General features: G+C 59.7%; 4 protein-coding genes. 3 read left to right on the top strand and 1 reads right to left on the bottom strand.

The genetic code is table 11. The features are described from left to right. The 3 genes from GY725_20135 to GY725_20125 form a co-directional block, all read left to right on the top strand. The coding region (locus GY725_20135; protein MCP4006494.1) for a class I SAM-dependent methyltransferase at window positions 1-391 on the top strand (391 nt) is incomplete at its 5' end. 577 nt (window positions 392-968) lie between these two features. Beyond that, the gene (gene lepB, locus GY725_20130; protein ID MCP4006493.1) at window positions 969-1550 is read left to right on the top strand and encodes a signal peptidase I; all 582 of its coding nucleotides are present in this window, start codon (window positions 969-971) and stop codon (window positions 1548-1550) included. Between the two features lie 202 nt (window positions 1551-1752). Next, window positions 1753-2166, top strand: a complete 414-nt coding sequence (locus GY725_20125; GenBank protein MCP4006492.1) for an NADAR family protein — start codon at window positions 1753-1755, stop codon at window positions 2164-2166. 43 nt (window positions 2167-2209) lie between these two features. Here the strand turns inward: GY725_20125 and GY725_20120 are convergent. Beyond that, window positions 2210-2455: lipid A biosynthesis acyltransferase (locus tag GY725_20120; protein ID MCP4006491.1), on the bottom strand; the 246-nt coding region annotated here is incomplete at its 5' end.

Here is a 2455-nt window from a genome sequence, read left to right as displayed (position 1 = left end):
TGCTCGGATGTTGTCTGTCGCTATGAAGAACCTACGGCAGGCGGGACTATCTGCGCACCTGCAGCAAGGGACGGTGGAAGATCTGCCTTTCGAAGACGGGTACTTCGACACGGTAGTCAACACCATGGCGTTCTCAGGCTACCCAGACGGTGCCAAGGCCATGGCAGAAATGCGTCGCGTTCTGGCGTCTGGGGGGAGGCTTGTGCTGATCGACATCAACTACCCGGGCGATGGCAATTGGATCGGAACAAGATCGACGCGAACTTGGCAGCTGGCAGGTGACATCATCCGCGACATGGAGCAGCTGCTGGCCGCTCACGGGTTCGACTACGAGGACGTCGAGATCGGCGGCTTCGGGAGTGTTCACCTGTACATCTGCCATAGGAATTGAGGGTGTGCCCGGCAAGCGCATGCAAGCTCGACAAGTCTCTGGGGCGCTACGTCGAGCGGAAGGGTGACTCCTCTCTCGGCCCCAGAACCGAAGGCCGCCCGTCGTTCTACCGAGGCCGCAGGTGACGCCAAACCGCCCCCTGGTGGGCCATAACCGGGGTGAGCCATATGCTGCCGCGAAGCTGCTTATTGCTCTCTGGATTGACGACTTGACGGTGACAGGCCCAACGGCTAGAATCGCAACTCCAATGACGATGGCAATGAAAAAGAGAGTACTATTCGCATTTCTCCTGTCGGCTTGGCAGCCAGGCCTCGGTCAGCTGTATGCGGGTCGAGCTCTCAGAGCACTGATCTTTTGTAGTAGTTATACGGGTGTTGCGGCGGTCTTCTTCTACGGCATCTTCGGTCGCTCACTCGCGGGTGCAGTGACCTTTGTGGTACTAGTAGTCACTATTAGGCTCTGCTCAGCAGTGGACGCAGGTCTCCTCGTCAGGAGAGCCTCGGATTCTCGCCGCTGGTTCCAGCGCGCGTACGTTTGCGTCCCGCTTGGGATTGTTTTCGCAATCGCTTTCGTTCCCTTGTTGGCTTCTATCCAGAACTTGAAGTCGTACTACATTCCTAGCGGCGCCATGGAACCTACCCTCATGGTTGGCGACCGTCTAATCGCTGACCTGGACGCGTACGCCGTGGCGCCGCCTGGGCGAGGCGACATCGTAATCGTCCGCTCTCCAGAAGACCCCACTGTCGAACTCATCAAGCGGGTCGTGGCAGTCGGTGGCGACACGGTCGAACTCCGGGGCAAGACCCTCTACCTCAACGGAGCCGCGGTCGATGAGCCCTGGGTCGTTCATCTCGACCCGACAATGGCGTCTCGTGACAATCCAATGAGTCGTCGTTTCTCACGCGACCATATGGCGCCTCTGGCAGTCCCTGAGGGTCATCTCTTCCTAATGGGCGACAATCGAGACTTCAGCTACGACAGTCGCTTCATCGGTACCGTTCCCGTGGCGTCAGTTCACGGTGCCCCTCTCTACGTCTACTGGTCTCCACACAGGAATCGTATCGGAATCAAGTTGGACTCGTATGCCACCGCGGCCTTACCAGACGAATCGAGCGAACGGCACACGGCGCCGCGCGTCCTGGTCGCCGCTCATCCATAATCGTTGGGCGTCTCCCGCAACGCCATTGAAACATGAAAAGTCGTAAGAGCCTGCTACTGTCTTTCGGCGTGCTAGCTGCGGCTTGTGGCGCGTTGCTATTCGTCTCCGATTCAATCTGGCTCCAAGGGCAAGAAGATGGATCATATCGCTACGTGGAAACTCGTCTTCCTATCCCGTCGTCTACTGGCATCCCGCGCTAGTTCTGTACCTTCATGGCGCAGGCGCTCGTCGAGCCTCCAGCTCCTGCAAGTTGGGCAAGAAGGAGCAATCATCAGAGCACTACTTCCAGTCGCAGAAGTTCAAGGACAAGAAGATCCAGGAAATGATTCGAGTAGCCAATTCACCGATGCTTGCTGCTCGCATGGGGCGTAACCGAAAGCGAAAGCTGCGGCAGGATTGGGAGTCTGCGAAAGTCAATGTGATGCGTGAAGCGGTGCTTGCGAAATTCACACAGCATGACGACCTGAAGGAGTTGCTCTTGTCCACCAGGGATGCGAAGATCGTAGAACACACAGAGAATGATGGCTACTGGGGTGACGGTGGAGATGGCCGAGGAAAGAACATGTTGGGGAAAATTCTCATGGATGTCCGTGAGAAGCTGAGGCAGGGTGCGTAATCGGGTAGCCGGGCGCTGCCCGCGCGGCTTCAGGGTCCGGTGGTCAGTCCAGCTTGGGCCACAGCTCGCGGAAGCAGAACCACTGGTGAGGCTCGCGGCGGATCGCCCACTCGACGTCGGCGCCGATGCGGCGGACGGCTTCGGCGAGGGCGTCGTCGCCGCGGCCGGCGACGCGGATCGGCGGCCGGAAGACCAGCTGCGAGCGGTGGCGGCCGCGGCGGAAGACGAACACCGGCAGCAGGGCGACGCCGGCGGCGCGGGCCAGGGCCGCGGGACCCGAGGGCAGGTC

Source organism: bacterium, assembly GCA_024226335.1.
GTDB lineage: Bacteria > Myxococcota_A > UBA9160 > SZUA-336 > SZUA-336 > JAAELY01.
This window is presented reverse-complemented; position numbering and strand designations above follow the sequence as displayed.